Below are 22,476 nucleotides of genomic sequence, written 5' to 3'. Positions count from 1 at the left end.
CCGTTCGGAGTCGACTGCCGCTGACTGGTCGCAAGCCGGAGACGCGAAGAGCCTCGCCATCACAAAGGCCGAGGTGTGGAGCAGCCAAGAAATGAAAGCTCAATTGCGCTCGAGTTGAGCTCCGCGTTGTTACCATTTGGCTAAGCGTCACCGAGTCAACCTAAGGAAGTTACGGCTGGAATGAAGAACGTTTGGATTATATCGGCGATCGTCCTCGCCCTCGCGCTGGCGGCGACGTCTTTCGTCTACGTCGCAAGACAGCATCTCAACGCCGATGCACTCGGAGCCGGACCATCAAGTCCTTGCGTCGGCGACCCTAATGGATGTGAAGATCTTGCTCCATATCCATTTGGCCAGTATGTTTGCAACAGTTACCCGGGGGCGTGCCGACACTAGGGGGGCCGCTTACGCAGAACGTTGTGGTCAGAACGTCGCGAGTGCCGGGCCAGTGCGCCTTGCACTAGGCGGCGCAAGGCGCCATGCTAAACGTTCGCAGGAGTATATATCCCGAGATGGTAGTCAGGCTCACGACATGGGTGATGGAACTCTCTCGGGGAAAACTGCTGGTCGAAGCCGGCCTCATCGCTCCAAGCGGTAAAGGAATAGATTGATCTCATCGTCATGGCAGGAATTGATTGTAAGACCGCATGTCCGTCTCTGCCGGTGGGGTCGTTCGCCCTACACTGCGTGTCCGAGGTTGCTTAGGTCCGAGCCGAGGCGCCGTGGCGGATTATAGGGAAGCATTTGTTGGAATCGTGTCGCCAAACTGAGAAATGCCGTCGCGATTGCGGAGGCAGGCTGGGAGGGAGGGGTTCGCTTCTTCGGTGAAGTCGATGCTTCGGACGTTAACGTGCGCCGTATTGTATTATAGTGTGGATTCGCCAGCCGGTTTAATCGCATCCACTTCTGTTACGAGGCCGGCCCGACGGGCCATGGCCTTTATCGTCTGATCCAATCGCTCGGCCACGAATGCACGGTGGTGGCGCCATCCACCCTGATCGCCGCGCGACAGAGAGAGCTCGGATCGTCGCCGAGAGTCTGTTGCCCGGTGCTCAGGTGTCCGAGGTGGCGCGCAAGCACGGAGCGACGCGCTGGCAGATCTACGATTGGCGAGGGGGTTGCGACAGCGAGACATGTTGCCGCCGTGCGAAGCGTCGCAGCCGACATTCGCGCCGCTGGTCGTGGAAGGTGCGTTGGAGGAGCGTCAGGTTCCGGCGATCAAGCTTGAGATCGCGATCGGCGATGTCGTGCTGCGGACGGATATGGCCATTGATGCCGAGCAGCTGTCCCGGGTAATCCGTGCGGTGCGAGCGTCACGATGATCGCGGCTGGTGCGGATTTGCAACGCGGCCGATCGACTTCCGCGGCGGCCATGATGGGCTTGCGACGGAGGTGCAGGAGATGCTTCGTCTCGACCCGTTCCTCGGCGCGGCCTTCGTGTTCCGATCGAACCGAGGCCAACGATTGCGGACGGCGTGATGCGGATGTCGCGGGCGATGTTCGCGGCCTTTTTCGAGGGGCTGGATTGGAGGTTAGTCCGTCCGGAAGAAGCACGGCGCCCGCAGGCGGCGGGACAACTGCGGCAGAATGACTCGAAAGCTACTTTGAACGTAGCAGGCGCGGCCGCGATATGCTCGAAATAGCGCATGAGCATCGCGGCGCTGCGCGACGATCCGCGCGATCGAGGCGTACTTATTGTCGATGCTCGTGCCGCCAGGCGAAGGTCGATCTGGATGCGCTGGCCGGAGGGGAGCGTGGCCGTGTCGTGTTTTAGCGCGGCGCAAAGCAGCGACGCGAACACAGTCGGGATCAATACCGCCCTGCCGCAAGGACGATTCGGAATGGACACTCTGATTGACATGAGCACTGGTGGTCATCAAAGCGAATGTCGTGATCTGGGCCGACCTATGGCGTTCATGAAAGCGGGGGATAGTCCAAGCAAAGCGCCCAGAACTTGCTGGGCTTGACTTGACGTTCCAAGTTCGCTCGTTCTAATTTTGTTCTCCTGGGGTCCGATTCTGCCGGTCCGTCCCTTTTCAATGACAACAGCAGCGCCACGATCCGGCCAGGAACCATGCACGAGATCATCTGTCCCCACTGTGACAAGGCCTTCAAGGTTGATGAAGCCGGTTACGCGGACATCCTGAAGCAAGTCCGTGACGCGGATTTCGCTCAGCAGCTCCACGAACGGTTGGAGCTGGCCGAGCGTGACAAGCAGAGCGCCGTTGAATTGGCCAAGGCCCAGGTAAGCAGCGATCTGCAGAAGACCACGGCTGCTAAGGACGCTGAAATCCAGGAATTAAAGTCCAAGCTTGAGGGGAGCGGCGTTGCCCAGAAGCTCGCGGTTGCTGAAGCGCTCAGCGCCGTCGAAAAGGAGCGGGATAGACTCGCGAACGCGCTAGCTGAGTCCGAGCGCGAAAAGAAGGCGGCCTCGGAGCTTGCTGACGCGCTCCTGGCGAGCGAGCAGCACAAGATTGCTACTGCCAAGGAAAGGGAGATCCAGGATCTGAAGGCGAAGGTTCAGGCAGTTGAGCTTGAGAAGAAGCTCGCCGTGACTGAAGCGGTAGGTGCCCTCGAAAAAGAGCGTGATGAGCTGAAAAGCGGCATCAGTCGAGTACAGCTCGAAAAGCAGCTCTCCGAGCAATCGTTGAAGGATAAGTACGAAACCCAGATCAAAGATCGCGACGACGCCATCGAGCGTCTCAAGGATATGAAGGCCCGCCTCTCGACCAAGATGGTGGGCGAGACCCTCGAGCAACACTGCGAGACTGAGTTTAACCGGGTCCGGTCGATGGCTTTTCCGCGCGCTTATTTCGAGAAGGACAACGACGCGCGGACCGGCAGCAAGGGCGATTACATTTTCCGCGACTCGGACGAGGCAGGCACTGAAATCATTTCGATCATGTTCGAGATGAAGAACGAGAGCGATAAGACCGCGACGAAAAGCAAAAACGAAGACTTTCTCAAAGAACTTGACCGGGATCGCATCGAGAAGGGCTGCGAGTACGCTATCTTGGTCTCATTGCTTGAACCGGACAACGAGCTTTACAATGCCGGCATCGTCGACGTCTTCCACCGCTACCCAAAAATGTATGTCATCCGGCCGCAGTTCTTCCTGCCTATGATTACGCTCCTAAGGAACGCGGCAGTCAATTCGCTGAAGTACAAAACCGAGCTTGCGCTCGTGAAAGCGCAGAATGTCGATATAACCCAGTTTGAGAACCAGCTCGAATCGTTCAAAACCGCATTCTCAAAGAACTATGATCTTGCTTCCCGGCACTTTCAGACGGCTCTTACGGAGATCGACAAGTCGATCGATCATCTGCAGAAGACGAAGGATGCCTTGATCGGTGCGGATCGCAACCTGCGTCTTGCCAATGACAAGGCACAGGACGTGACGATTAAGAAGCTAACTCGGGGCAATCCGACAATGGCTGCGAAATTTGCGGAGCTTAAGAGCGCGCCTGCCGAAGCCGCGGAGTGAGGCGGTCGAAGTATTGAGTCTGCGCGTAAAATCGTGTTTTCGAATTCACGATGTCACGGCCTGACTGAAGAAGGCGGGCCGTTAGCCGAAGATATGACCAAAAACAAGGCGACGATTGCCGCAATGGCGGCCGGCGGCGCGGTCGCAATCACATTGTCCTTAACTTGTCGTCCGTTAAGAAGCCGATTGTAGCGATGAGCGGTCGCTGGCGGCCGCGATGAAGGTGGTCAGGATCAGGCACCAAAGAGCCCTCAGCCAGGCGAGGACCCGGCGGAAGTTGTGACCGACGGCGGAGAGGATGACGTTAGCCGCATCGCCGGGGCGGCCTTTGAGGTAGCATCGGCCGAGGTGACCATCGGTCTTCAGGTGTCCGATGATGGGCTCGATGGCGGAGCGGCGGCGCAACTCGCGCTTGATGACACCGAAGACGCCGCGCTTCTGGCCGGAAATGAAGACGCGACGAGGATTTTGCGCGTCATGGCCGCGGTATCCCTTGTCGACATAGGCCCGCTCGATCGCACAGCCGGTGAGTGTCTCGGTGCGGTCGATGACGTCCCGCAAGGTGTGACCGTCGTACGGGTTATCGGGTAGCGCCCTGGCGTGCAGCACGAACAGGCCGCCTGGAGCACGGCGGTTGTTGGTGACGATGGAGGCTTTGACACCGAACTCGTAGGGTGCGGCGGCCTTGCCCTTGCCGATGCACTCGACCTCTGGAGCATGGAAGGAATACAGCTTCCAGCCGCGCTGGCGCTGCTGCTGCGAGCGGATCTGCGAGGCCCTGCCGAGCGGCAGGGCGAAGGCGTTCTCGAGCACGGCCTGACCTTCGATCTTGCGGCGGATATCGCGGATGATCCGGCCCAACCGGCTGCGCAGGATGCGCAACTGCCGCTGATGCCGCTTGAATTGCTTGGCGTGGGCGTAGCGTCCCGCCATCATCGCCGCGGTCTTGGCAATGCGAAGATAGGACTGCCGCAGCTTGACCCCGTGCTTCCTCGCCAGGCGGTTGAGCCCCTTGATTGCCGCGTGCAGCAGCTTGGCATCGGTCGGGAAGGTGATGGCCTTTGGCTGCACCGTGGTGTCGACTGTGACCCGCTTGAGGTCCTGGCTGCGTAACGCGCCGGCCTCGTGCGCCACCCGCAGGCTCTCGGCCAACAGCAGCTCCAGCTTGTCGCCGAGCCGCTTGCGCCAGTGGCTCAGGTCCGAGCGCTCGTGCGGGAAGGCGTGCTGGAAGAACTCTTCGCCGGTGAAGTACTGGAAATACGGGTCGTGGACCCAGCGCTCGCACACCCCCTCATCGGACAGGCCGTAAATGTGCTTGAGCAGCAAGAGCCCGATCATGAAGCGGGTCGCGATGCCCGGCCGACCGTTCTCGCTGTAGAGCGGCGCGATCTCGCCGTCGATCCAGTCCCAGTCGACCTTGCCGGCGAGCTGAACCAGCTCGTGCTTCATGTTGATGATCTGGTCCAGCCTGGCCCGGAACAGATCGCCCGATCCCGTCGCTTTGGGCTTCTTCGGTCGCATCGCCACCTCCGATGCGAGGACGGAATCATGACTGGCGATTCGATGGAATCCTCAAAACGAAATTGCAGGGTTCCGATGCCCGAAGCATCAAAACCCTGCAATCCCAAAACAGGCAACAACGAATAATGCGATCCCAGCTCAGTCGTTTAGCCGCTCTTCACGGACGACTAACTTTTGCGACGAACTGCGCGAGTAGCGGCTTGAGGTGCGTACCCTGGGCGCCCGCAACAACCGACCTACTTGAGCCCTGAGCAGAACCGCTGAATGCGTGCACAGGCATCAAGGAGAACCTCGGTCGAGGTCGCATAAGACAATCGGAAATTCGGCCCCTGGCCGAACGCGGCGCCATGCACGACCGCGGCGCCTTCCTCCTCGAGGAGTGCCGCGGCAAAATCCTCGTCGTTCCGGAGGAACTTACCGGAGCGGGTGCTCCTTCCGATCGCGTCTGCACAGGACGGGTAGACGTAGAAGGCCCCGTCGGGAACCGGGCATTTGAGATGATCCGCCTCGTTCAACAACGACACGACGAGATCGCGCCTCTCCTTGAAGACAGAACGACTCTTGGCAATGTAATCCTGCGGGCCGTTTAGCGCTTCGACAGCCGCCCATTGCGCGATCGAGCAGGCACCCGACGTCTGCTGGCTCTGCAGCTTTTCGAGCTCCTTGATCAGCCTCTCGGGCCCACCCGCGTAACCGATGCGCCAACCGGTCATCGCGTAGGATTTCGAGACGCCATTGACCGTGAGGACTCGGTCGCGGAGAGCCGGCTCGACCTGCGCCATGGTGGTAAAGACAAAATTGCCGTAGGTGAGATGTTCATAGATGTCGTCCGACAGCGTCCATACGTGCGGATGCCGGACCAGCACCTCGGAAAGAGCCTTCAATTCATCGCCGCTGTAGGCGGCACCGGTCGGGTTCGACGGCGAGTTCAGAATCAGCCATTTCGTGCGCGGTGTAATGGCCGCCTCGAGCGCCGCCGCGGTCACCTTGAAACCGTCAGACAGACAAGTTGGCACAAAACTGGCCTGCCGCCAGCAAACAGGACGAGATCCGGATAGCTGACCCAATACGGCGCGGGAATGATGACCTCGTCGCCCTTGTTGAGCGTCGCAAGGAGCGCGTTGAAGATCACGTTTTTGCCACCCGTCCCGACGATGGTTTCGCTCGGCTTGTAGTCGATCCCGTTCTCCCGTTTGAACTTCGCGGCAACTGCCTCCCGCAGCGCCGGCACGCCGGGCGTACCTGGGTACTTGGTCTCGCCCCTATCGATCGCCGCCTTGGCGGCCTCCTTGATGTTGTCCGGCGTATCGAAGTCGGGCTCCCCGACGGAGAGGAAGACGACATCACAGCCGGATTTCTTCAGTTCGCGCGCCTTGCGCGTGACGAAGATAGTGGCGGAGGGTTGAATGCGCTCGAGCGCGTCGGACACGAATGACATCTTGCTTTCCTGGAAAAATCCTTTGATTAGGGCGCTGACGATAGAATCAGCGCCTCTCTTTCGCGTAGCGTTCCTTGGTCGCATCGTTCGGTGGATATAGACCGTCGAGCAATGCTCCCGCCTTCACCTGATCGTAGACCCACTCCTCGAAGCGATCTTTCTCGAAGGCTTCGACCGCAACGGCTTCTGCGATCGCGGCCGGCACGACGACGGCACCGTCGTCGTCCGCAACCACGATGTCGCCGGGAAATATCGTAACGCCGCCGCACGCCACCGCGACCTGCGTGTCGGCACAGAAGAACTCGGACGGCGAGGGCGGCGCGGTGGTGCCGTCCGCCCAGATCGGCCAATTGAGTTTCTTCATGCCGACGAGGTCGCGTATCGCTCCGTCGGTGACAAGACCTGCGATGCCTCGCGTCTGCATCCGAGCGCAGATGATGTCGCCGAACACGCCGGCCGACCGCAGCCCCATCGCATCCACGACCACCACGGCGCCGGCGGGAATCTTCTCCATGACCGTGCGCGGCGACGTGGGGCCGGCTACGGCCATGGTCGTCGTGATATCTTCGCGCGCCGGCACAAAACGCATCGTGTAGGCCGGCCCCGCGATGCGCTTCTGCCCTTCCACCAGCGCCCGCGGTCCGCGCAGCGAGACACGGGCGAAGCCCTTCTGCCGAAGGACAGTCGAGACGGTCGCGACGGCCGTCTTTTCGAGGGTTAGCAGGGCCTCAGTCGAAATATTCGTCATCGCCGCTCTCTTTCGATCATGAAGCTTCGCGGTCGCGGTGGCCGTAAAGACGAGCGGCCGCTTCCTGCGACAGACGTCCTTCGAAGACGTCCCTCTCGATCAACGCCGCCGGTCGTTCCTTCGGGTTGCCGAGACCACCACCGCCGGGCGTATGGATCACCAGCCGGTCGCCCGCCTCGATCGTCTGAAGCCCCTTGCCGGCGATCGGCCGTCCGGACGCGAGGCCGACATAGCCCGCCCCGCCGTTCTCGCCGCCCAGGCGTCCTCGCGCCGGATTCTTGACGCGCTCGAAGGCGGCGCTGAGCCGGAACGCGGTGCCGTCGGCGTTCTCGACCTCGATGATTTGGCCGAGACCACCGCGCGTGCGCCCCGGACCGCCGCTGTCTATGCGGAGCTCCTTGCGCCAGAACACGAAGGGGATCTGCGTTTCCGCGATCTCGATTGGCATGCACTGGATGCCCGTTGGGAACGCTGTCGCCGACAAGCCGTCCTTTGTGAAGCGGGCTCCCATACCGCCGCTGGTGGTAACCGTCAACGAGTAGTTGCGCCCCTTGCGCTCTCCGACTGTGAAGGTCCCGCGCAGTGCGATATTCCACATGCACGAACTGCCCTCGGCGGGGATGCGCTCCGGCAGGATTTGCAAGAGGCAGCCAAACACCAGATCCGGCAGCATCTGGCCGATCACGTGCCGCGCTCCGACGGGCGAGGGCTTCCTGGCGTTGACGATGCAACCCTCCGGCGCGAGGACCTTCAACAGGGACAGAGATCCGGCATTGTTGGGAATGTCGTCAGCGATGGCGCAACTGATGGCGAAGGACGTGTAGGCGGTCGCGTAAGTCAAGGGAACGTTGATGCCCTTAATCACCGCGGGGGCGCTGCCGGCAAAGTCGACAACGATGCCGTCCTCGTTAATCGTCAGTGCGGCCCGGAGCGTCAGCGGCTCGTTGTAGCCGTCGACGATCATCTCGTTTCTCCAAGTTCCCTTCGGAAGCGACACGATCTCCTTAAGCACCGCTTGGCGGGAGCGCTCGAGAATGAAGTCGGCGAGCTCCGAAAGATCATCGAGGCGAAACTCTGTCATTGTCTCTTGAAGCCGCCTGACGCCGACATCGTTGCACGCCGCGAGCGAGTAGGTATCCCCGATGGTGTCGACCGGAAGCCGCGTGTTAGCTTCGATCACCGCCATGAGCGTCTCGTTGACCGTGCCGGCGTCGATTAGCTTGATCAACGGAATGTAGAGACCTTCCGCAAATACGTCCGGAGCTTCAGTCCCCGCGCCCAGCCCGCCAATGTCCATGAGATGGCTGGTGCAGGCGAACAGAGCGACACACTTGTCTTTGTGGAAGCAAGGCGTGACAACGACGAAGTCGTTGAGGTGGCCGGTTCCGAGCCACGGGTCGTTGGTGATATAGGCGTCGCCCGGCTTCATCGTTGTGGTCGGAAAGCGACCCAGAAAGTGTTTCACGGACTCTGCCATCGTGTTCACGTGGCCCGGCGTGCCGGTCACGGCCTGCGCCAACATCCGGCCGTAAAGGTCGAATACGCCGACCGAGACGTCGCCGCAGGCGCGGACTAGTGGACTGAAGGCGGTGCGGATCAGAATCTGCGCCTGCTCCTCAACGAGGGCCAGCAGACGATTCCAGAGGACTTGATGGTGGATCGCGGAATTTAGATTTCGGGTTTCGCCCGCCTGTTCCGAGGCGGCGATCCGCTGCATGACGATGCTGCCGTCCCCGTCGATGGAGGCGGAGAAGCGTGATGTGATGAAGGTCGTGGTCTCGTCCTCCACGATGAGTGCCGGGCCGCGGATGGTCAATCCATTTGCCATCTGCGAACGATTGTAGGCGGGGACAACGATGGACTTCGAGGCCGTGCCATCAAAGACCTCGCGCACGCCTGCATCCGATGGCTCGCCGATGTTCCAAATGAGAGCTGTCGGTTCGACGGATTTGCGCGTCGTCGAGACAGTCACCGACCAGCTCAGGACCTCGATGGCAGCGCCCGGAATGAACCGGGTGAAGAGGCGTCCGTAGAGATCCTCAAACCATTCGCGCAGCACGGTGCCCGTCAGAGGCTTGGACCGGTCCGGCAGGACAACCGAGATTTCATGACCCTGGCCCACGTAGCGCATGTGCGCCACGCAACGCTCGACGAGCTCTGCGCCCTCGGTCTTCACCAGGGCGATGGTGTCGGCCGCCAAGGCGTCGAGAAAAGCGCCGATCTCGGCTGGATCGACGGAAGCGAGATTGACGTGCTTGCTCCGGATCAGTTCAAAGGAGATCGGCGCCTCTAGGAATCCGACCGCCGAGCCGACGCCCGCGTTGCGCGGCACGACCACCTTGCGGATGCCGACCTTCTCGGCAACCCAAGCGGCGTGCAGTGGGGCCGCACCGCCGAATGCGATCATCGTATAGTCGGCGATGGGCTCGCCGCGTTCGGCTGCGTGCACGCGGACCGCGCTCGCCATGCTTTCGCACACGGTCTCGGTGATGGCGAAGGCCGCCGTTTTGCTCGAAAGGCCGAGCTTCTTGCCAACGGCGGCGTCGAGCGCACGGGAGGCTGCCTGCGGATCGAGTTGAACTCGTCCGCCCGCGAACGCGCCGGGATCCAAGAGCCCTAGCGCGAGGTCGGCGTCGGTCACTGTCGCCCCGGACCCACCACCCGGGTAACAGGCCGGCCCCGGCTGCGAGCCCGCGCTCTGCGGACCGACGGTGACCCTGCGGAGCCGGTCGACGCCTGCGATGGATCCGCCGCCCGCTCCGATCTCGACGAGCTCGACGGCTGGGATCCGCAGCGGCAGCCCGCTGCCCTTCATAAAGCGGTGCGTCCGGTCGACCTCGAACGAGTTGGCGGTGACCGGCTCGCCGTCCTGAATTAGGCAGACCTTTGCGGTCGTACCGCCCATATCGAAAGAGACGACCCGCTTGTCCCCAAGCCTGCGGGCGCGCTGTGCGGCGTAGATCGCTCCGCCCGCGGGGCCGGACTCGACCAGCCGGATCGGATAGCGTTTGGCGGTCTCGATGGAAGTCAGACCGCCTCCGGACGTCACTAGGAAAAGCCGACCGGTGAAGCCCGCTGCCGTGAGCGCCGCCTCCATCCTTTCAAGATAGCCGTTGATGAGCGGCTTCACGTAGGCGTTGGCGGCCGCTGTTGACGTGCGTTCGTACTCCCGGATTTCCGGGCAGACGTCGGACGACATTGTGATCGACAGGTCGGGCATCTGCCCGGCGAGGAAGCGCGCGGCCTTCCGTTCATGCTCCGAATTCGCATATGAATGCAGGAAAGCGATCGCCACGCTCTCGACAAGGCTTTTCCTGAGTTTGTTGACGATTTCGGCGAGCTCCGCGAGATCCAGTTCGAGCTTGACGTCGCCCTTTGCGTCGATGCGCTCGGCCACGGTGTAGCGGCGCTCTCTGGGTATCAGCGGCAGAGGCTTGGTTAGTTGCAGATCGTACTGGTCGTAACGCCCCTCACTGCCGACTTCCAACACGTCGCGGAAGCCAGCGGTCGCGATTAGTGCCGTCTTCGCGCCTTTACGTTCGAGCACCGCGTTCGTCGCAAGCGTCGTGCCATGGATGAAGACGTCGACTTTCGAGAAGTCGAGGTTGACCGTCGCGAGAAGCTGCTTCGCGCCGTTCATCAACCCGACCTCGGGCTGCGCAACCGTAGTGAGGACCTTGCGGGTGACCCTGCCGAAGGGGCCATCGAGCACCACGTCGGTGAACGTGCCGCCGATGTCAATGGCAAGGCGGGTTTCGATCTTCTTGGTCAAGGAATGTCTCCGACAGATCCGGTGCTCATATGAGAAGCGACTTCAATGATTCCGCTTTCCGTCCGCACAATCCGACGAAGCGGTCGAATTCGTCATTGGTCAGCGTAGGCGATTTTTTGCAGTTGAGATTAAGCGTTCCGAAGATCGAGCCGTCGTGCCGATACAAAGGGAACGCAACTGTGCGCCATCCCATGACGAACTCGTCTTCCATCACGCTGTAGCCGCGTTTGCGCGCGGCCATGATCTCGGACTTGATGACTGCTTTATCGGTCTGCGTCGCCTCTGTCTGTGCGACCGGCTTCAGTTTCGCCAAGTAGGAGGTGAGCTCGTTTTCGGTCTTCTGGCCCAGCAGCACGCGACCGGCCGCGGTGCAGTAGGCGGGAAACCGCGTGCCCACCCCTAGCGATCGCGACATCAGTTGTTCGGGCATCGTGTAGGCGACGACGAGCACCTCTGCGCCGTCGAGGACGCCGACCAGACAGGATTGTCCTGTGATCCGCGAGAGCTCTTCACAGGCAGGCTGCAGCACCTGGGCGTGACCGCCGCTCGCAAGGTAGGACGTCGCAAAACGGACGACCTTTGGCGTCAGCCTGAAAGTACGACCCGAAGTCTCTGCATAGCCAAGCGTGGTCAGGGTGTGCAGGATCCTGCGGACGCTCGGCTTGGGAAGATCCGTCGCCCTTGCCAGATCGCTGATAGTCGGAGGCTCGCGATGATTGCCAAGTGTCTCGATGACGCTCAGGCTGCGCGATAGCACTTCGAGGAAATCGGGCCCGCGGCCCGCTGCCTGACGTCTTTCGGTGTCTTCGGCTCGCAACTTCGTCATATTGCATTCTCCGCGGCTGGACGGAAGCCCCGGGTCTCTGCCGCGTCGGCTACGACGATCTGCGGCGTGCAGTGATTCGGCAGGTGCCTGCATGGGTCGAAGCTGACGTCTGACAACCAGCCAAAGTCCATTTTGCGCTCGTGGCGTTCTACGAGATTACGGAGTTCACTCCTGGCGGGTTGTTGAGTTTCAGTTAATAACCAGGCCAAGCCGCGAGACAAGACTTGTCCATGCTTCTTGCGTCGCGGCGACCTCGGAGGCGGCATCACGACCAACGCTTGGCTTGCCGACGACGAAATTCTGCTTCATGATATTTTGCATCGCGCTGGTTGAAACGATCTTGGTAAAAGTCTTCTCGAGGATATCCGTTATCTCCGCGGGAAGCTTTGCCGGACCAAACAGGCCAATGAAGCCGCCTCGCCAATCGAATTCGGCAGGATAGCCCAGGTTCTTAAATGTCGGAATGTTTGCAAAGCCGTCGACTTCATCGGGCGATAGCATCGCCAAAGCTTTGACCGTACGGGCCTCGATTTGAGGCGCTATCGTGCTCATCGTGCCCATTGCGCAGGCCACTTGGTTACTCAACAGATCGTTGAGCATCGGCGCTTCGCCCTTGTAGGGCACATGAACCATCTCGAGCTTGTTATAGTCGGAAAATAGCTGCTGAAAAGCATGGCTCGTGGTGCCGGCGCCAAAAGTGCCGTATGCAAGTCTTTTGCCGCGAGCGTAGGCGACAAATTCTTCCATCGTGTTGGCGGGAGACAGGGCGGGGACCACGAGTGGCATCACGGTCCGGCCGAGCGAGCCGATCGTCGTGAAATCGTCCACCGCATCATAGAGTTTCTGGGCGGCAACGGCCGGCGCCTGTACAAGGCTCGACGAATTGAAGAGCAAGGTGTGGCCATCAGGGTTAGCGCGCGCGACCTCTAAAGAGCCAATCATGCCCCCAGCTCCCGCGCGGTTATCCACGATCACCGTCTGGCCAAGCTCGGTCGAAAGGGTTTGTCCTAGCGACCGAGACAGCACGTCGACAACGCCGCCGGCAGGGAATGGGCAGACCAACCTTATCGTTCTGGTCGGATAACTGGCAGACCGGGCAAAAGGCGCATTGGCCATGACGGCCGTCCCAATAACGCCGACGTGGAATAACCGTCGCGTAATCATGCTGTCTCCGCTCGTACGTTCAGCGTACATTTGTACGTAGTGGAGCACAGATTGCACGAGATCGTCAAACTCTAAAAACGTCGTCCCGTGCCCGCCCTGGTATGCCGACGTCGCCCGAGAATAGAATCTCGGAATCCATTTCCAGGATGAAGAGGCTGAGCGAAGTATCGAGATTACGCACAGTCCTCGCGCGCATGCCGACCTCCGCGCTGTTGGTAGGAGCGGCGATAGCGCAGCTTCTTCGCCGGTCGCTCAGATGCCGACACGATCTCGCTACAATTCCGGGATGCTGACGGAGAGGTTTGCGATGCGCCAGTCGCGTGCGGCCGGCGACAAGCTGTTCGTCGACTGCGCTGGCGACCGCGGGGGTGATCGAGGGATTCGCCGGCGAACGGCGCACCGCGCCGACATCGCGAAAGCGATCAACTTGCTGCTGAACCGGTGGGCCGCGTTCACCCGCTTCCCTCACCAACAACGCTGCTGAACAGCGCGAGGGTGTCGGCCGGCAGATGAAACTCGACCTTCGCCGGCTCAGACGCCGGTAATCACCGTGCTAGAGGGCGTCTACACGATCATCGAACCTGCAAGATGACCGATGATGATCCCAAAGCGTGGCTCTCGGACGTCCTGCGCGGCTACTTGTGCGTCCAGCCAACAGAGTCGCCGACCAGCTGCTGTGGAATTGAAGGCCTCTCAGCAAGCCATCGTCGCTCCCTGACGAGCGTTACCTGCGCTATCTGGGGTCTTCTGGATGCGCACAGAAAAATCACAGCAACGACGCATCAAAGAGCGGCCCCAGCGGAGCTTTCGATATCCGCCGATGCTTGCCTGAAGGCGCTCGCACGCTCTTTTTCTTAGATTTGCGACGTCTCCTTCAATGGCTTCGTCATCGGGAAGTTCAGTTCCGATAGCTTAAAAGGCCAAGATGAGTAGTTGTAGCAGAGCCACGTCTGAAATCCGCGGGCGAGATCGCATCATGAGCTCAGACCCGATAGCGTTGACACATCGCCAAATGATAGTATTATGCACTACTACCATCATCTTTGTGGAGCCTTTCGATGACCTCTGTGTCGACCCCCCAGCAATCTGAGGCCCTCATCGGCCTAACGATGCGTTTCGCTGAGCACGTTGCTTTGCTCAAGTTCGAGGAAATTCCCGCTGACGTCAGCAACAAGGCGAAGCTGATCCTGCGCGATGGCGTTGGTAATGAAATTGCTGCATCCGCTATCAGCGAGCCAGCAAATAAAGTCATCGAGCTTGTCAAAGAGTGGGCCGGCACGCCGCAGAGCACCATCATTGGCCATGGCATGAAAGTGCCGACGCCCAATGCTGCGCTCGTTAATGCGATGATGGGGCACGGAATCGAGCTGGACGACGCGCATGGCTCTGGATTGATAAAGGCCGGTTCCGTTCTCGTTCCGGCAGCCTTTGCAATTTCGGAACTGTCGGGCGCTTCAGGTAAAGACGTCCTCACGGCGGTTGTTGCAGGCTATGACGTGGCAATCCGAATCGCGAAAGCGATCAATCCCGGTCACCGCCAGCGCGGTTATCACACGACTGGAACCGTTTCAGCCATCGGTGCTGCTGCTATGTGCGCGAAGCTTCTGGGCTGCAATGCTGAACAGATCGCCTGGGCCATCGGATTGGCTTGCATGCAGTCGGCGGGCATTCAGTCATATCTCGACGATCCTTGCATGGCAAAACCCTTTAGCCCCGGTAAGTCCGCCTTTAACGGCGTTCTCGCGGCGATCATGGCGAGCCGCGGCTTCAGCGGTCCTAAGAAAGTGCTAGAGTCGCGCGAGGGCTTCTTGAATGCCTTCACGGACAGTGTCCGCCTCGACGACTTGCAAGACAACCTCGGCAAGCATTTCGCGATCATGGAAGTCGGATTCAAGCCACATGCGGCGTGCCGATATGCCCACGGCCCGATCGACCTCGCGCAGGATGCGTTCGCGCTCGACGGCGTGCGTCTCGACAATGTCGATCGTGTTACCGTTCATATGAGCGAGCTTGCGATTCGTCAGGCGTCAAAGCCAAAAGTTACCAACCTCAATGCGGCGATGGGCAGCACGCAATTTAGCATCGCGCTGGCGTTGGCCTCCGGAAAGAATGGCCTGAAGGAATATTGGGACGGCTACAAGCAGGCGGCTGTCCACGAGGGCATGGGGAAGATCGAGTTGCAGAAGGAGGCGGCCTATGGACTGGGCGGACGTCAGGCTCAGATCGACATCGCGCTGAAGAACGGCAAAGTCGTGACTCGCAGCTCCCTCGAGCCGAAGGGTGAACCGTCCAATCCTCTCACCTCCGACGAGCTGGAAGCGAAGTTCTTGGCGATGACGACTATGGTGATCGAAGAGAAGCAAGCACGTCGAATCAGCGACCTCATGATGTCGCTCGAAAAGCAACCCAAGGCCGATGTCGTTCCTCAAGCTGCCGTGGTGGATAATGGGCCGTCGCTTCGAGCAGCATAACGCAAACGTCGATCCGGTCATGCCGTCCGCAATGAATGCGGGCGGCGGAGATCAAATCCCGATCCGCTGCACATTTATGCGCGGGGGATCCAGTCGGGGGGGCGTGTTCCTGGACGACGATCTGCCGCAGGATGAAGTCCAACGGGCTGCCGTCCTGCTCGCGGCGTATGGATCGCCGGACGACCGCCAGATCGATGGTATCGGTGGCGCAGATCCACTGACCAGCAAGGCCGCCGTCGTGAAGTTGTCGTCGCGCCCGGATGCCGAGATCGAGTATACATTCTACCAAGTCGGCATTGATAATCCTTCGGTTTCGACAGGTGGCAACTGCGGTAACATGCTTGCCGCGGTCGGGCCGTTCGCTATCCGTCGCGGTTTGATCGATGCGGTCGAGCCAGAAACGATTGTGCGGATATATAACACCAATACTCGGCAGGTCGTGGTATCCCGCATTCCGGTTCGCGATGGTGAGCCGCTGTCAGACGGCGACTGCGCAATCGCCGGTGTGCCCGATACGGGGGCGCCGATCCGTTTAGATTTCGGCAATTGTGCCGGCGCCGTATCAGGCAAGCTATTGCCCACGGGGCGCGCTCGCGAAGCTATATCGATCGATGGCAAGACCATTGAAGTGTCACTGATCGACGCGGCCACACCATTCGTTTTTGTCAACGCGGTCGATGTCGGGGCAGTCGGCACCGAGTCGCCGGACGCGCTACGCATCAACGAAATGCTAATGTCCCGCTTGGAGCAGGTTAGGGGATGGGCGGCTGTTAAACTCGGTCTGGTGACAGATCAAGCCGAGGCCCGCACCAAAAGCCCAAACATTCCGCGTGTAATAATGGTCTCGCCGCCGAGGTCCTATTCGGCTATTGGTGGCCATGAGGTCGCGGCATCGGACATCGATATCTGCGTTCGGCAGCTCGCCATGCAGCGCCCCCACAAGGCGCTCGCCGTCACCGGTGCGGTGTGTACCGCAGTGGCCTGCTCGGTCCCGAACTCGGTAGTTGCGGCAGCCATCGGCAAGCCGTTGCAGAACGTCCGACTTGGCCATCCGAGCGGCGTGCTGCGAGTAGCCTCGAGTATCGCTCAGGGAGCAAGTGGCCCGATCATCGAGAGCGCGCAAATCGAGCGTACGGCACGGATCATTATGGATGGGGCCGTGTATATTCGCCGACGGAAGTTTGAGGAGCTGGCCGCTGCTCTGGCCAGAAAGATAGCTTGATGAGTGAGATGCAATCGCACGACGATGGCTTTGTTCCCCCCGCGCGCCAGGGGAAACCCCGCAAGCGAGGGATGACAGCGGTTATCGACTACGGTCCGGACGGCTTCGGTTGGACGGGAGAGCGAGGCGTGGCCGATCTGCTTGATTGCGCGGCCGAGTATATCGACTTCGCCAAGATCTATGCGATGAACGCACTGCTTTTGCCAAAACCGGTCGTGCAGCGGATCGTCAAACTGTACCGCGACTCGGGAGTGAACTGCTATTCAGGCGGCATTCTGTTCGAATATGCTTATCAGCGCAACGAAATCGATCGCTTCAGTAGTCATCTGTGTTCGATCGGCTTCACTTCTCTGGAGATTTCGGAAAATTACATCACGCTGAACGACAACGAGCGTCTTTCGTTCATCGAGCGCTTTCAGCGCCTTGGGCTTTCGGTTATCTACGAATTTGGGCGTAAGAACCCCGAGCAGCCGATGCGGATGGAAGAACTTGAAGGTCTCGTCACTTCGTTAACCAATCGAGGCGTCGACCATATTATCGTGGAGCAGTCCGAGATAGACATGGCTGCAAAAAGCGCGCCCGATCTGCTCAAGGCGCTGGCGGCCGCGCCTTGGTTCGAACGAATTTTGATTGAGGCTGATCCGTACCGCTACCCAAAACAACATGTCGGCCTGCTGCAGGATTTCGGCCCGGATGTCAATCTTGCCAATATCGCGCCCGGGCAGGCCCTGAGACTGGAGGGTTTGCGTCGCGGGATAGGTCGCGCTGTCAATTATTCCATTCTCGCCGAGTGATACGCTTAAGTCACAGCATCACTGCGAACAAAGTTCAGCGACGGCAAATGCGGCGCGCAGGAAATTGACGTTGTTTGCAACGTAGGGCCGAGTCCTCGGCGCATGAAGGTGGCGACGTGCTCTATCGTCGCCGCCATTCCGTGCTCCACGCTTGAATGCGTTAGGCTTAGTCGCCAGCTCGGCAGATCGCGCTGTGGTTATCTCCTTGCCAGCCAGGCTGTAGATCGTGTTATTGTCGGGTTTGGCCTCTCGCAGCATGCCGTCCACGATCTGACGTACGCACTCGGAATCTGCGGCGGCCAGCCGGTTTGACTGCGCGCGCAATGGGTGGCGGTCAGCTGCGGAACTTTTGCGAGTTCGTCCCCGTTTGCCAGATAGTGTGCTGGCCGTACTAGTGTCTCTGCACAATTATTATGACTCTTTGGAAGTGTCGGGATAGGCGCGGCCCATTTTGGCGCGGGCCCTGTCTGTCGTGAACATCCATTTGATGCGGGAGCGTGCGGCATTCCTCTGGCGTTCCCAAATGGCGATTTCGCGGCGCAGCCGCTTGGGGTCATCGATCCTGCGATCGAGGCACTGTCCCCGCAAGACGCCGATCTCGATCTCGACCATGTTGAGCCAGCTTGCGCGTTTGGGGGTGTAGTGGAACTCGAGCCGCCGCAAGATCCGTCGGGCTTCGGCAGGCGGGAACGCCTGATAGAGGGCGCCGGCAGAATGAGTCGATAGATTGTCCTGGACGACCCGGATGGTCTCGGCGTCGGATAATGGATGTCGACGAGCTCGCGCATGCATTGGGCGTAGTCTTCTGCCGCGCGCCGCTCGGTGACTTTGACCTTGCGCCAGGGACGATGCACGTCAAGCAGGACGAAGAGACTGACCGTACCGTTGCGACGATACTCGTAATCGTAACGTTTGAGCCGCCCGGGCTCGGCCGGGATTGGCTAGCGCGCCTCGCCGATGAGCTGCACCGGGCTTTCATCGAAGCACACCACCGGCCGCTCGGGATTGGACGGCTTGGCGTAAAGATCCAGCACGTCCTCCATGCGGGCGACGTATTCGCCATCGATCTGCGGAATGCACCACATGTCCTTGCGCCAGGGTTTGAGGTCATTTTCGACCAGGCGCCGCCGAACCGTCTCGTGCGACAGGCTCTTGTGCTCGGTGAGCTTGACCAGCGCACCTGCCAGCAGCTTGAGCGTCCAGCGGGCACGGCCCTCCGGCGGACCGGCACAGGCGGTGGCCACCAGCAAGGCTTCTTCCTTGCCCGTGAGTTTGCGCTCCGCCCCGGGACGCGGCTCTTCGCTCAGCGCCCGCTCCAGATTGCGTTCCACGAAGCGTCGCTTAGTCCGGTACACGGTCGAGCCGCCCACGCCGACACTTCTGGCGATCTCCTCGTCGCCGACCCCGGCATCGGCAGCCAGCAAAATCTGCGCTCGCTTGAGCTTGCGGGACGCATGCTTGCCGCCGCTGAGCAGGGTCTTGAGTTCGGTGCGCTCGACTTGGCTGAGTTTCCTTGATCGAGGCACGCACGTACAACTGAATCGGATGGCCGGCGTGAGTCCTTCGGCAAAAACCTTCACGCCCAAACAGGGGCAATACCTTGCCTTCATCCACCTCTATACGCGGCTGCACCGCAGGGCCCCGGCGGAAACCGACATGCAAGAGTATTTTCGCGTCAGCCCGCCTTCGGTTCACCAGATGGTGCTGACTCTGGAACGAGCTGGCCTAATCAGACGGCAGCCAAGGATACCCCGCAGCATCGAGGTCCTCGTTGATCCCAAGAGCCTGCCGGAGCTAATCTGACCGCCGGACGCGCAACACGTCAAAATCACTGTGCAGAGCCACTAGACCTTCCGGCTTTTTGGCTTCTCGTCGCAATGAGACGCGCTTGATCTGCGAGATTTGAAGCGCAACATTCTGAACTCGTCGACATGGCGGGAGATGTAAAGCAATTTGGAAACCAGGACCAGCAACCAGCGTTTGATATCATGTGAGATCTCGATCATGCTTTGATCTGCGACGAATGGCGCAAGACGCTCTTAGAAGCCAGCTGCGCTCTGAGTTAGCTCAGCAAAAATTGTATCGTACGCTTCACATGACCAACCGAAGTTGCTTTCCGTTTTAACAATGGGAATGCCGATGGGAGCATATGCATTGTGCTGGCGCTTACTCACGCTGCCGTCAAGGGACAGGGCGAGGTCAGCGGTACCGCACTTTGGCCGATAGCCCGCGGCCCTCCCATGGCCGAAGCGGTTCGGTTTCTTTGCCAGGATATACGACAATGCAATAGGGCGCATGCACTAGACACCTTCGAGGTTTCGGCAACCCCCTTCCGCATTGATAATGATGCGAGCAGAGCCAGAAGCAGGATCGCCCGCTTGCTCAACGCTCCTGTCGCTTCGCTGGCTGCGCAAGCACCCTTACAGATCCTGACCGCACTGATCGCCGACGTCTGCCTGTCCGGTTACACGGAAAGGAAGGACCTGCGCTTGCCGAGGACCGCACCAACCTGTCCGAGCCGGACTCAAAGCTGCACCAGCGATTTTAGGCAATCCACGACTACTCGGATTCGGAGTTCGTGAGGAGAACGTCGCGCCTTTCATGCCATAACGCCGGAGGACATTCAGCGGCGTCTATGCCAACGCGATGAAGGAAACCCACTGACCTTCCTACACCAACTAAGCGGCGCTGCTGTCGAGGTCGAACTTCACGACGGGAGCTCGCCGAACGTCGAACCGACACCTTCATCAACCTCGAGCTCAAGACGGTGGAGAATCCTGCTACTTCTCTGAATTGCAAGTCCAGGGCCAAGCCAATAGAGCAAATCTTCCTGGTATTTCCACGGCTTCCGCAACTTAAGCCGGACCAGGAGGCGGCGCAATCGCGCTTTGGCAGGTTTGTGAGCTTGCGGACCGGGTCGACGCCAGGATCGTGCTGTGGACCACGGGCGCGAACGTCTACCCCTACTATAAGCATCCGGCCTTATGCAGCTGCACCATATGCCCTATGACCCAAGCATGGCGTATTTCCGCCGCGAGCCGATCGCGGCGGATGACAGGATGGTGGATCTGGGTGGCAGAAAGTCAAAAAGGCGCATCCATTCGGCAACCGGTAATCCTAATCGACTCAGCAGTCTTAGCTCTGGTCAGCCTCGAGACGATCCGAGTTCGCGACTTGCTCATGATGGTGCGACGCATCTTCCAGCACGTATCGTGGTAGGGAGCTTTCATATCCTCGTGAACGCAGCGGACACTGTTCAGTTACACACCGCGCTGTCGCCGCAGAAGAAGAGAGCAAAACGGTCCCGTTCTAGGCCGCGCTCTTCTTGATCGATATCGATCATTGTAGCCGATGCTGCAAAGGGGACGTTGAGCTTCCGACCTATGTCGTAATGCTTCGACCGCTAAGGGGACGCAAATCGATCGTCCGCCCTTTCTCAATCATTTCCTCCCGCCTGATTTTCTCAACCCCCCATTGGCATGGGGCTTGCTGTCTCGGCATTGCGATCTGATCTTGATACGGAGCGCCTCAAACATGAGCCACGATACGTCAATAAAGCTATCCGAGCGCGAAAAACAATGCCTGCAGTTCGCGGCAGAAGGGAGATCGTCTTGGGCAATTGGGAGGGAACTGAAGATCAGCGAGAATACGGTCAATTATCATAAGAACGCCCTGCGAAAGCTTGCTACGAGGACCCGCGTCCAGGGTATCATCAAGGCGATACGCCTCAAGCTGATCCCAGATCCGTCGCAGGAAACGCGACGAGGATAAGGACTAGCGCGACGTCGAGCTTTTGCGACGTCCTCAAGTCCCGGGAATGTGAACCTCCTCCGATCCCCTGAGGCACGTTGCTCGCCAATGAGCCAAGCTTCGTCGCCCGGGAGATGCTGCTGACCCTTATCCCAAATCCGCTGAGGAGGGCCGTCGGCGGTGCGGACACGGAGAGCAGCAAAGCGGGCTGTCAGCCGACCTTTGGTCCCGCTGCGCCAGCTCACGGCTTTCCATTTGGCGCTGGCCAGCATTTGTTCTGCGCCAATCGACAAGATATCAGGCACGTGGTGCTTTCGTGGTTTCCCGCGGGCTTTGGTAATCGGCCAAATGAGCTTCACATCGACCGGGTACACTTTCAGGTGCCGAGGGATTCCGACAGCCCAGACCAGCCCGCGCTCTGTTAGCCCTAGTCGAAACGGTACGCTGAGACCGTATCCTGCACCGCCAGCACATATCCAAAGCGCACGTTGGCTGCTATCGCGCGGTCAATCTCGGCCAAAGCAATCTCCGGCTTGGACCGTGGCGTTCGATGTTCGACTGGCACGCGAGCGCGCTTCAAACGAGATACGTCGCTTGTCCAACTGTCAGGCAGAAAGAGACGTAACGCGACCATCACGGGCACTTCGCCGCTCGCAAGCGTCAAAGACACCAGTGTCTGGCAATTTGCCGTTTTACCGAGTGCCGAGGCGTATTGAGCCCCAACACCGACCGAGCGCTCACCCTTCTTGGGAAGTGAGGTGTCATCAATAACCAGCACCGCAGCCCTGCCGCCGACAAGTCGATCCGCCTGGTTGAGCAACTCTGTCCCCAGCGGCGTCGCGTCCCAGACACCGTCCGCAATGAAATGGTGCAACTGGTCGTAGGTGCTGGTGGCAAGGCGTTCCGCCATCGGCTGAACGCTCTTACGATCGCCGGGACCGATCAATCCCGCAACATACAGAGGACACATCCGCTGCCGGGTCTTATGACCCAGCCGGTCCAAGAACGGCATCAACCAGCGTTCGAGTTCGTCTTCCCATCCTGGCATGGTCAGCCCTCCAAGAGCCGACCACCCATGAATCATTGAAAAATTGATTCGGGAATCTTGAGGGTTCTGTGAGGTCGCGTGGCAGGCGCGAGCCGCGCGCTCGGTCGTGGGTGCGACCTCATAGAAGCCGGATTGAACGAAGCTGCGGAGTTGTGGGCGCTATGGGAATAGTGCAGCGGGTGCGGCTGCGGGGAAGGCGCGCCTGTGGTCGCCGGGCGTCGGCGAGACGTTCATCGGA

14 protein-coding genes and 5 pseudogenes are annotated in these 22,476 nt (G+C 60.0%); 11 read left to right on the top strand and 8 right to left on the bottom strand.

The features are described from left to right. Positions 1 to 722: 722 nt before the first annotated feature. The 6 genes and pseudogenes from X268_RS40935 to X268_RS35975 all read left to right on the top strand — a co-directional run. A pseudogene (locus tag X268_RS40935) lies at positions 723 to 991 on the top strand (IS110 family transposase); the annotation flags it as partial. Beyond that, positions 970 to 1,068 (top strand): annotated as a pseudogene (locus tag X268_RS40930) (hypothetical protein); the annotation flags it as partial. The pseudogenes X268_RS40935 and X268_RS40930, both read left to right, overlap by 22 nt. Before the next feature lie 65 nt (positions 1,069 to 1,133). After that, positions 1,134 to 1,322: a hypothetical protein gene (locus X268_RS40215; protein WP_232995589.1), complete on the top strand. Its 189-nt coding sequence runs from the start codon at positions 1,134 to 1,136 to the stop codon at positions 1,320 to 1,322. Continuing rightward, the gene (tnpB, locus tag X268_RS40925; protein ID WP_128929704.1) at positions 1,300 to 1,479 is read left to right on the top strand and encodes an IS66 family insertion sequence element accessory protein TnpB; all 180 of its coding nucleotides are present in this window, start codon (positions 1,300 to 1,302) and stop codon (positions 1,477 to 1,479) included. The genes X268_RS40215 and tnpB overlap by 23 nt, the downstream gene beginning before the upstream one ends. 167 nt (positions 1,480 to 1,646) lie before the next feature. Next, entirely contained in the window at positions 1,647 to 1,967 is a 321-nt protein-coding gene (locus X268_RS35980) for a hypothetical protein (protein ID WP_128929703.1), read from the top strand. 107 nt (positions 1,968 to 2,074) lie between these two features. Further along, positions 2,075 to 3,484 (top strand): DUF2130 domain-containing protein, encoded by a 1,410-nt coding sequence (locus X268_RS35975; protein WP_128929702.1) that lies wholly within the window; start codon positions 2,075 to 2,077, stop codon positions 3,482 to 3,484. A 174-nt stretch (positions 3,485 to 3,658) separates the two neighbouring features. On the opposite strand, the gene X268_RS35970 is transcribed toward X268_RS35975, so the two are convergent. From X268_RS35970 to X268_RS35945, 6 genes and pseudogenes are all read right to left on the bottom strand, one after another. Then, complete coding sequence (locus X268_RS35970; RefSeq protein WP_128929701.1) at positions 3,659 to 5,005, bottom strand: IS5 family transposase; 1,347 nt, start codon at positions 5,003 to 5,005, stop codon at positions 3,659 to 3,661. Between the two features lie 236 nt (positions 5,006 to 5,241). After that, positions 5,242 to 6,443, bottom strand: a pseudogene (locus tag X268_RS35965) (pyridoxal phosphate-dependent aminotransferase). Between the two features lie 46 nt (positions 6,444 to 6,489). After that, positions 6,490 to 7,191, bottom strand: coding sequence for an RraA family protein (locus X268_RS35960; RefSeq protein WP_128929700.1), 702 nt, complete (start codon positions 7,189 to 7,191; stop codon positions 6,490 to 6,492). Between the two features lie 16 nt (positions 7,192 to 7,207). Continuing rightward, positions 7,208 to 10,963 carry a hydantoinase B/oxoprolinase family protein gene (locus X268_RS39745; protein ID WP_164938223.1) on the bottom strand — a complete coding sequence of 1,252 codons (3,756 nt, stop codon included), beginning with the start codon at positions 10,961 to 10,963 and terminating at the stop codon, positions 7,208 to 7,210. Positions 10,964 to 10,988: 25 nt separating this feature from the next. Then, positions 10,989 to 11,789 carry an IclR family transcriptional regulator domain-containing protein gene (locus X268_RS35950; RefSeq protein ID WP_164933829.1) on the bottom strand — a complete coding sequence of 267 codons (801 nt, stop codon included), beginning with the start codon at positions 11,787 to 11,789 and terminating at the stop codon, positions 10,989 to 10,991. Between the two features lie 189 nt (positions 11,790 to 11,978). Further along, entirely contained in the window at positions 11,979 to 12,905 is a 927-nt protein-coding gene (locus X268_RS35945) for a Bug family tripartite tricarboxylate transporter substrate binding protein (RefSeq protein ID WP_164933830.1), read from the bottom strand. Between the two features lie 355 nt (positions 12,906 to 13,260). Here X268_RS35945 and X268_RS39740 point away from each other — a divergent pair, with 355 nt between their 5' ends. From X268_RS39740 to X268_RS35930, 4 genes are all read left to right on the top strand, one after another. Beyond that, the gene (locus X268_RS39740; protein WP_164933831.1) at positions 13,261 to 13,437 is read left to right on the top strand and encodes a hypothetical protein; all 177 of its coding nucleotides are present in this window, start codon (positions 13,261 to 13,263) and stop codon (positions 13,435 to 13,437) included. A 574-nt stretch (positions 13,438 to 14,011) separates the two neighbouring features. Then, a complete protein-coding gene (locus X268_RS35940) occupies positions 14,012 to 15,424 on the top strand; it encodes an MmgE/PrpD family protein (RefSeq protein WP_128929697.1) in 1,413 nt (470 codons plus the stop codon). Continuing rightward, complete coding sequence (locus X268_RS35935; RefSeq protein WP_206733161.1) at positions 15,369 to 16,646, top strand: 2-methylaconitate cis-trans isomerase PrpF family protein; 1,278 nt, start codon at positions 15,369 to 15,371, stop codon at positions 16,644 to 16,646. The genes X268_RS35940 and X268_RS35935 overlap by 56 nt, the downstream gene beginning before the upstream one ends. After that, a complete protein-coding gene (locus tag X268_RS35930; protein WP_206733162.1) occupies positions 16,646 to 17,440 on the top strand; it encodes a phosphosulfolactate synthase in 795 nt (264 codons plus the stop codon). Before X268_RS35935 ends, X268_RS35930 begins: the two co-directional genes overlap by 1 nt. Before the next feature lie 411 nt (positions 17,441 to 17,851). Here the strand turns inward: X268_RS35930 and X268_RS35925 are convergent. Then, a pseudogene (locus X268_RS35925) lies at positions 17,852 to 18,966 on the bottom strand (IS630 family transposase). A gap of 2,008 nt (positions 18,967 to 20,974) precedes the next feature. Between X268_RS35925 and X268_RS35915 the strand changes: the two are divergent. Continuing rightward, positions 20,975 to 21,211, top strand: coding sequence for a response regulator transcription factor (locus X268_RS35915; RefSeq protein WP_128929695.1), 237 nt, complete (start codon positions 20,975 to 20,977; stop codon positions 21,209 to 21,211). Here the strand turns inward: X268_RS35915 and X268_RS35910 are convergent. Continuing rightward, positions 21,100 to 22,160 (bottom strand): annotated as a pseudogene (locus X268_RS35910) (IS701 family transposase). The gene X268_RS35915 and the pseudogene X268_RS35910 overlap by 112 nt on opposite strands. Positions 22,161 to 22,476 lie beyond the last annotated feature (316 nt).

It is taken from the genome of Bradyrhizobium guangxiense (assembly GCF_004114915.1).
Lineage (GTDB): Bacteria > Pseudomonadota > Alphaproteobacteria > Rhizobiales > Xanthobacteraceae > Bradyrhizobium > Bradyrhizobium guangxiense.
The sequence above is the reverse complement of the archived record's forward strand: the minus strand, read 5'-3'. Positions and strand labels throughout refer to the sequence as shown.

Coding starts and splice junctions, on each gene's coding strand:
- X268_RS35960 (WP_128929700.1), bottom strand. CDS start 7,191: ATGACGAATATTTCGACTGAGGCCCTGCTAACCCTCGAAAAGACGGCC.
- X268_RS35980 (WP_128929703.1), top strand. CDS start 1,647: ATGAGCATCGCGGCGCTGCGCGACGATCCGCGCGATCGAGGCGTACTT.
- X268_RS35975 (WP_128929702.1), top strand. CDS start 2,075: ATGCACGAGATCATCTGTCCCCACTGTGACAAGGCCTTCAAGGTTGAT.
- X268_RS35935 (WP_206733161.1), top strand. CDS start 15,369: ATGTCGTTCCTCAAGCTGCCGTGGTGGATAATGGGCCGTCGCTTCGAG.
- X268_RS39740 (WP_164933831.1), top strand. CDS start 13,261: ATGCGCCAGTCGCGTGCGGCCGGCGACAAGCTGTTCGTCGACTGCGCT.
- X268_RS35950 (WP_164933829.1), bottom strand. CDS start 11,789: ATGACGAAGTTGCGAGCCGAAGACACCGAAAGACGTCAGGCAGCGGGC.
- X268_RS40215 (WP_232995589.1), top strand. CDS start 1,134: ATGTTGCCGCCGTGCGAAGCGTCGCAGCCGACATTCGCGCCGCTGGTC.
- X268_RS35970 (WP_128929701.1), bottom strand. CDS start 5,005: ATGCGACCGAAGAAGCCCAAAGCGACGGGATCGGGCGATCTGTTCCGG.
- X268_RS35945 (WP_164933830.1), bottom strand. CDS start 12,905: ATGGCCAATGCGCCTTTTGCCCGGTCTGCCAGTTATCCGACCAGAACG.
- X268_RS35940 (WP_128929697.1), top strand. CDS start 14,012: ATGACCTCTGTGTCGACCCCCCAGCAATCTGAGGCCCTCATCGGCCTA.
- X268_RS35930 (WP_206733162.1), top strand. CDS start 16,646: ATGAGTGAGATGCAATCGCACGACGATGGCTTTGTTCCCCCCGCGCGC.
- X268_RS35915 (WP_128929695.1), top strand. CDS start 20,975: ATGAGCCACGATACGTCAATAAAGCTATCCGAGCGCGAAAAACAATGC.